The sequence below is a fragment of the Empedobacter sp. UBA3475 genome, from assembly GCF_002378465.1.
Classification (GTDB): domain Bacteria; phylum Bacteroidota; class Bacteroidia; order Flavobacteriales; family Weeksellaceae; genus Empedobacter; species Empedobacter falsenii_B.
The window spans coordinates 1-6,462 of record NZ_DFRA01000053.1 but is presented as its reverse complement, the minus strand read 5'-3'; the positions used below and the strand labels follow the sequence as shown (position 1 = coordinate 6,462).

8 protein-coding genes are annotated in these 6,462 nt (G+C 30.7%); 3 read left to right on the top strand and 5 right to left on the bottom strand.

Annotated features, from left to right (window positions below; genetic code table 11):
• Positions 1-19: 19 nt before the first annotated feature.
• The 3 genes from B3I31_RS11850 to B3I31_RS11840 form a co-directional block, all read right to left on the bottom strand.
• The gene (locus B3I31_RS11850) at positions 20-436 is read right to left on the bottom strand and encodes a hypothetical protein (protein ID WP_286496144.1); all 417 of its coding nucleotides are present in this window, start codon (positions 434-436) and stop codon (positions 20-22) included.
• A 7-nt stretch (positions 437-443) separates the two neighbouring features.
• Positions 444-1,226, bottom strand: coding sequence for a hypothetical protein (locus tag B3I31_RS11845; RefSeq protein ID WP_221854543.1), 783 nt, complete (start codon positions 1,224-1,226; stop codon positions 444-446).
• 450 nt (positions 1,227-1,676) lie between these two features.
• On the bottom strand, positions 1,677-2,129 hold the full coding sequence (locus B3I31_RS11840) for a type I restriction enzyme HsdR N-terminal domain-containing protein (protein WP_221854544.1): 453 nt from the start codon (positions 2,127-2,129) through the stop codon (positions 1,677-1,679).
• A 3-nt stretch (positions 2,130-2,132) separates the two neighbouring features.
• On the opposite strand from B3I31_RS11840, the gene holA reads away from it, so the two are divergent.
• Both holA and trxB read left to right on the top strand, forming a co-directional pair.
• A complete protein-coding gene (gene holA, locus B3I31_RS11835; protein WP_219034745.1) occupies positions 2,133-3,143 on the top strand; it encodes a DNA polymerase III subunit delta in 1,011 nt (336 codons plus the stop codon).
• 71 nt (positions 3,144-3,214) lie between these two features.
• Positions 3,215-4,159, top strand: coding sequence for a thioredoxin-disulfide reductase (gene trxB, locus B3I31_RS11830; RefSeq protein WP_221854545.1), 945 nt, complete (start codon positions 3,215-3,217; stop codon positions 4,157-4,159).
• Positions 4,160-4,300: 141 nt separating this feature from the next.
• On the opposite strand, the gene B3I31_RS11825 is transcribed toward trxB, so the two are convergent.
• Together B3I31_RS11825 and B3I31_RS11820 are read right to left on the bottom strand one after the other, a co-directional pair.
• Entirely contained in the window at positions 4,301-4,948 is a 648-nt protein-coding gene (locus B3I31_RS11825; protein WP_219034743.1) for a 2OG-Fe(II) oxygenase, read from the bottom strand.
• A gap of 123 nt (positions 4,949-5,071) precedes the next feature.
• A complete protein-coding gene (locus tag B3I31_RS11820) occupies positions 5,072-5,608 on the bottom strand; it encodes a GNAT family N-acetyltransferase (protein ID WP_306822322.1) in 537 nt (178 codons plus the stop codon).
• A 370-nt stretch (positions 5,609-5,978) separates the two neighbouring features.
• On the opposite strand from B3I31_RS11820, the gene B3I31_RS11815 reads away from it, so the two are divergent.
• Positions 5,979-6,434: a hypothetical protein gene (locus B3I31_RS11815; RefSeq protein WP_219034742.1), complete on the top strand. Its 456-nt coding sequence runs from the start codon at positions 5,979-5,981 to the stop codon at positions 6,432-6,434.
• Positions 6,435-6,462: the final 28 nt, after the last annotated feature.

The following is a 6,462-nucleotide window of genomic DNA, read 5'->3' as shown; positions in this document are numbered from 1 at the left end:
CACAAAATTTTGGACAGTGTCATTTAATTAAATCTATAGTTTCTATTTTATAACCATCATAAAATATTCTATAATTATTTAATTTGTTTTTAATAATCCATTTAACATCATTCAAAACAAAATTATCTTCTAAAGCTCTAATAATATATCTATCATCAATATAAATTTCTAAAAATTTATCATCAAATAGTTTAACATTCGAAATATCCAATGACACTAACTCAAATAATTCATTATTATCAATATTAAAATTTGTAATCTTATTAAATATTTTACATCCAGATACAAATTCTATTATTACTTCAACAATTTTATCATAATAAATTGATTTATTACTAATTGAAAACTTAAACGATAAAATACCCGAATATTCAATTGAATACAAACTTGCATTCAATAATAATTTATTTAGTGTATATTCTATTTCTTCATTCATTATTAAATTAGTTTTCGTTTTTATAATGGTTTAAATGAAATGGTATCACTCCTTTTTTAATCAGTTCGGATTTTATTTTATCTGCGTAATTATTCGCAAACTTTTCCTTTTCCTTTTTCGGAAGATTTACATGAATATCATTTCGTCTCTCCCATTCATCAAATTCTTCATCCTCATGACCTGGTTTTTCTACTTGTTCTAAATAATGCACATAATGACCAAATTCGTGTAGTAATGTTCTATATAACTGTGTATTTCTTGCAAATTCAGGTTCTATTTTAGATGTAAAATATTTATTACTTTCTTCAAATATATGTCCATCATTTTTAAGTATTTCGAATTCTTTTCGTTCATCAACTGATAGCTTTTTACTCCAAATTAATTGTGAATCTTTATCTATAGATTCTAAAATAATAGCAGGAAAATCTTCTTTCTCGAATTCGTATAAATAAACTAATCTTCCCCAAACACTCGAAATAATTTGCTCCTTTCGCTTTGGTTGTCTCAAAACTATAAATTTTAATTCTCCATAATCCTCAACAGGTATATTTGAAATAATTTTTACAATATCATTTATTGAACATGCGTGAACAGAATTTAGTCTTGTATCTTCCACTACAAACACAAATTCATGATTATTAATAATTCTACTCTCTTTTTTATAAGTTGTTAGTTTTTCATAAAAAGATTGGTAACTACCATATGGAGTAGAAATCGTCAACTTATTATTCTTACTAAAACCCTGTTTGGCAGTACCTATATTTCTATTTCTTCTTGAAGGATTAAACAAATTACTTCTTTGTTAATAAAGTTAAACCATTTCACAAAATAAACTACATTTTCCATGTAATACACTAAGCTAACTACCTAATTTACTCAGCAAACTTACTTAAACACTTAGCTGACGACGTTCTGAACCTAGTCAGCTTCCAAATTTACTAAGTTGACGGTCTCTTTTACCAAGCTGGCTTGGTTACGAACCAAGAAAACGAGGTAACCTAACCCCAAATTTGACGTTCCTGACATTGTCAGCTAAGTTCTGGACGTAATCAACTAGGTATAAAACCTCATCAGCTTACTAAAATACAAAGCTAGCTTACTTCGGAACGTAATCAGCTTGCTTCAGAACCACGTCGACTACGTTCGGGACGTGGTCAGCTACGTTTGAAACGTAGTCAAGATCCATTAAAATCGCTCGAATTGACAAATTTTCACATCAACACATTAGCTCATTTTCAAATTATCCTTTCTTCGGCAACTCTTTCAAGAAATTATATCTTTTTTGAACAAAATCCATCATACAATAAAAATGATTCAAACCATTTGTTACCATCAACAATTGAGAACCTAACACAATGTTGTAACGCGCTATTTGATCAAAAGTTGCTTGCGAAATTGCAATATTCGGCGCTTTACATTCCACCATAATAAATGGTTTTTCTTGCTGATAAACGACAATATCTGCACGTTTTCGCATTCCTGTAATATCAATTGCAACTTCCAACGCAATCGCCGAAGTTGAATAACCCAAATCGTTGATTAAATAATTCAGAACGTGTTGCCTAACCCATTCTTCGGGCGTATAGACCAACCATTTTTTTCGAATCAAACAAAAGATATACAATTTATCTTGGGCTTGTTTCAATCTTATTTGGTATTTTTCGGAAAAATTTAATTGTACTAATTCAGTCATTGTATGAGTCCTGTAGAATCTTTGATCAAAGATATAAAAAACAAAAACTATAAACCGATTTACTTCTTGGCGGGCGACGAGCCGTTTTTCATCGATCAGGTAACTGATTTGTTGGAAGCAAATATTTTAACAGAAGAAGAAAAAGGTTTTAACCAAACAATAGTTTATGGACAAGATGTAGAAGTTGGACAATTGATTGGAATGGCGCGTCAATACCCGATGGGTGCAGAAAAATCTGTAGTGATTGTAAAAGAAGCGCAACATCTTAGCCGTTCGATAGATCAGTTGGAAATGTATGCAAATCAAGTACAAGATTCGACGGTTTTAATCATCAATTACAAAGGAAATTCACTTGATAAACGCAAGAAAATCTATAAAGTTCTGAATGAAAAAGGGTATTACCACGAATTCAAAAAGATTTATGAAAGCGAGTTACCTTCTTGGATAGAACAAAAAGTTGCAGCTAATCAATTTAAGATTGAACCAAAAGCAAAGTTTTTGTTGACGGAGTATGTCGGAGCAGATTTATCTCGTTTGAACAATGAATTAGAAAAACTCTTTACAATTGTTGGCGCGGATAAAACTATCACACCAAATCATATTGAGGAACATATTGGGATTAGTAAAGATTATAATGTTTTTGAACTTCGCAATGCAATCGAAACGAAGAACATCGAAAAAGCATTCAAAATCATTAAATATTTCGAGAAAAATCCGAAGGATAATCCGTACGTCGTTTCAATCACAACAATTTTTAATCTGTTTACAAACATCATTCAAATACATGTTACGCCAGATAAATCGAAGCAAAATTTGGCGAAAGTATTAGGAATTAATCCGTATTTTGTACAAGGAATGATGACAGCTGCAAGTAATTATCCGCTAAAAAAAGCTACGAGAATTATCTCATTTATACGTGAATATGATTTGAAAGGAAAAGGTGTTGGAACTACTGGAAATGTGACGCCAAGCCAATTATTAATTGAATTAGTGTATAAAATTATGAATCTATAATTTTCATCTATTTATAGAATCGAGAAAAATAAATAAGAAATACTAAATTTGTAAAAAAATAAAACAACACAATGGAAAATAACGTAAGAGATGTTATCATAATAGGATCTGGACCTGCGGGTTATACAGCGGGAATTTATGCTGCACGCGCGAACATGAATCCTTTGATTTTAACTGGTATGGAGCCAGGTGGACAATTAACAACAACAACGGATGTTGAGAATTTCCCAGGTTATCCAGAAGCAGTTACAGGACCAGAATTGATGGCTGATTTACAAAAACAAGCAGAGCGTTTTGGAACTGAAATAAAATACGAATATGTAACGGAAGTAACTTTTGGAGAAAAAGAAGGTGATGTACATACTGTAAAATCGAACAATGGAACTTACCAAGCTCGTTCTATTATTATTTCGACAGGTGCAACTGCGAAATATTTAGGTTTAGATGATGAAACTAAATACGCTGGTAGCGGAGTTTCAGCTTGTGCAACTTGCGATGGTTTCTTTTACCGCGGTAAAGATGTTGCGGTAGTTGGTGGTGGTGATACCGCTGCTGAAGAAGCAACTTACTTATCAAAACTTTGTAACAAGGTTTATTTATTGGTTCGTAAAGAGGAAATGCGCGCGTCTAAAGCGATGCAAGATCGTGTTGCAAATACACATAATTTAGAGGTTTTATATAACCACGAATTAATTGGTTTGGAAGGAAACAATGTTGTTGAAAAAGCGAAAATCATCAACAATGTTACAAACGAAGAAAAAGAATTAATCGTTGATGGAGTTTTTATCGCGATTGGACATAAACCAAATACAGAATTATTCCAAGGGAAATTGGATATGGACGAAACGGGATATTTAATCACGCAAGATCGTTCGTACAAAACAAATGTAGCAGGTGTTTTTGCTGCTGGTGATGTGCAAGATTCTGTTTACAGACAAGCAATTACTGCTGCTGGATCTGGTTGTGCTGCTGCATTAGACGCAGAACGTTATGTAGCAGAATTCTTTGAAGCTTAATTATATTTTTAATAACATATCAAAAAAACTCAACCAATTGGTTGAGTTTTTTTGATTCTTATTGTCTAAATCGTTCAAATTGATGCCAATATTTATCTAATGTAAATAGAAATTGAAATCTCGAAGCAACTACAGATTTTATTACAAATATGTCAAAATATTTCCTCTGGTTTTCAACCAACCTGTGATACTATATCTTGGTCGATTAACAGTTTTTACTTCGTGCGGAATAGTTTTACTATCAAAAACAGCCAAACGACCAGCAAGAGGTAAAATATCTAATTCTTTTTCAGCCTTATTTTCATCTGCCAAATACAAGGTCAATTGTCCGCCAAATTCATCTTTCCACTCTTCATCATTCAAATACAATACAATAGAAAGTGTGCGTCTATCATCATTCTTAAAAGCATCAACATGTTTTTGGTAAAATGTCCCTTCGGGATAAATAGCGTAATGAAATTCACTTTCCTCAATGCCCATGTAGCATGTTAAATTGAGATAGTCAATAAAATCATTGATTTTTGAGAAAAAAATTTCTTCCGTTTCTGTTTTATTTTCTTCATCAATCCATCTGATTTTATCGCCTCTGATTGATTTTATAATTTGTTCGTTAACCGAACTTCCGACAGCAGCTTGATGAAAATCTTTTTTATTTTCTTTTCGAATTATAGCTTCGCGAAGTTGCTTTGTTTCCTCTGTTGAGAAAAAAAAGTCTGAAATAGAGTATTTTTGATTTGATAAGTCATCAATAATCTTTTCATAAATTGGGTTTAATGTAATATTACTCATTCATTATTATGAAAACTTCAGTAAAAGTATATTTTATTACGAAAAACATAATCATATTTTTAAGTTTTTTTTCAAAAAAAGGACATAAAAAATCTGTCCTCAAAAAATAGTTTTAATTATCAATTACTTAAACCAGTCAACTTTATTCAACTGATAAATAAAATTTAACTTTGGCTCTTCTCCAAAATATTCAATTTGTTCTTCTTTCACTTTTTTACAACCCAAACGCTCTACTGCAATTTGCGAACGTACATTATCAGCGCCAACATGTAAATAAATTTTGTCAACAAACTGAAAAATATAATCAAACATTAATTTCTTAACAGACGGATTAAAACCTTTTCCCCAACAATTCGTCGAATAAAACGTATAACCAACCAAAATAGATGAATCTTGCTCATCATAATCGTAAAAACGAGAGCTACCAACAACTTGATTTGTCTGTTTATCAATAATCTTGAAAGCACCTTTACTTTGAATTGCACCTTCGAAAAAATTCATAAAAACATCTCTTTTCCAACGATTTTTATTTGGGTGCTGTTCCCAAACTTTCGGGTCTGAAGCAGCTAAATAAAGCGCTTCAAAATCATTATCGTTGAGCGGTTGAAGTTCTACTAAATCATTTTCTAAATTGGGCTGAATATTTATCATTTGTTTCATTTAATACAATACTAATTTACATTTTTCTTATACGATATTCATTAAAAATGATAATTAATTCATTGAAAATTTTTACATAAACTTTCTTAAAATGAAATCAGATAACTAAACTCAAAAAACAATTGGACTTTTATGGGAAGTCTATGAAAAGAAGCAAATTCTAGAAAGATTTCAAAGAACTTAATTAAAATGACAACCGAAGGATATACCCTTAAAGTTATTAAGATTGGACAATTAGAACTCTATAACCACAACAAGTTTCATTCAGAATTTTGTAGACGCTTATATAAAAAGGCTTGAACAATTAACAAAATAAATCTTGAATTTTATTGATTATTATTATACGACTAACTAACTTCACAGAAAAAATATGTTTTTAAATTTTGAAGATAAAGCCAGTCTTATTTCTAAACTAAAAAGTTTAAAAGTAGATCAACAGCCAGAATGGGGAATTATGACACCTCAACACATGGTTGAACATTTGATTGTAACCACTAAAATTTCAAATGGAGGTTTAACAGTACCTTGTCGAATTCCTGCAGAGCAAATACCCCAATACAAATCCTTTTTATTAGAATCTGATCATGAAATGCAAAAGGGGATAAAAGCAAATGGAATGGAAGGTTTACTAGATTTACGTTACCATTCTTTAGAAGCTGCAATAGAAAAATTAGAACAAGAAATTGATAAATTCAATTCATATTTCACAGAAAATCCTGATGCTAAAATTGTCAATCCTGTTTTAAATGATATTGGATACGAAGATTGGAAAACATTTCATAAAAAACATTTTACACATCATTTCAAGCAATTTGGTTTGATATAAAAAATACAATAATCAAAAAAGCTTTCTC

Excerpts from the sequence above, each read along its gene's own strand:
- B3I31_RS11850 (WP_286496144.1), bottom strand. The coding sequence starts at position 436 with ATGAATGAAGAAATAGAATATACACTAAATAAATTATTATTGAATGCA.
- trxB (WP_221854545.1), top strand. The coding sequence starts at position 3,215 with ATGGAAAATAACGTAAGAGATGTTATCATAATAGGATCTGGACCTGCG.
- holA (WP_219034745.1), top strand. The coding sequence starts at position 2,133 with ATGAGTCCTGTAGAATCTTTGATCAAAGATATAAAAAACAAAAACTAT.
- B3I31_RS11815 (WP_219034742.1), top strand. The coding sequence starts at position 5,979 with ATGTTTTTAAATTTTGAAGATAAAGCCAGTCTTATTTCTAAACTAAAA.
- B3I31_RS11820 (WP_306822322.1), bottom strand. The coding sequence starts at position 5,608 with ATGAAACAAATGATAAATATTCAGCCCAATTTAGAAAATGATTTAGTA.
- B3I31_RS11825 (WP_219034743.1), bottom strand. The coding sequence starts at position 4,948 with ATGAGTAATATTACATTAAACCCAATTTATGAAAAGATTATTGATGAC.
- B3I31_RS11840 (WP_221854544.1), bottom strand. The coding sequence starts at position 2,129 with ATGACTGAATTAGTACAATTAAATTTTTCCGAAAAATACCAAATAAGA.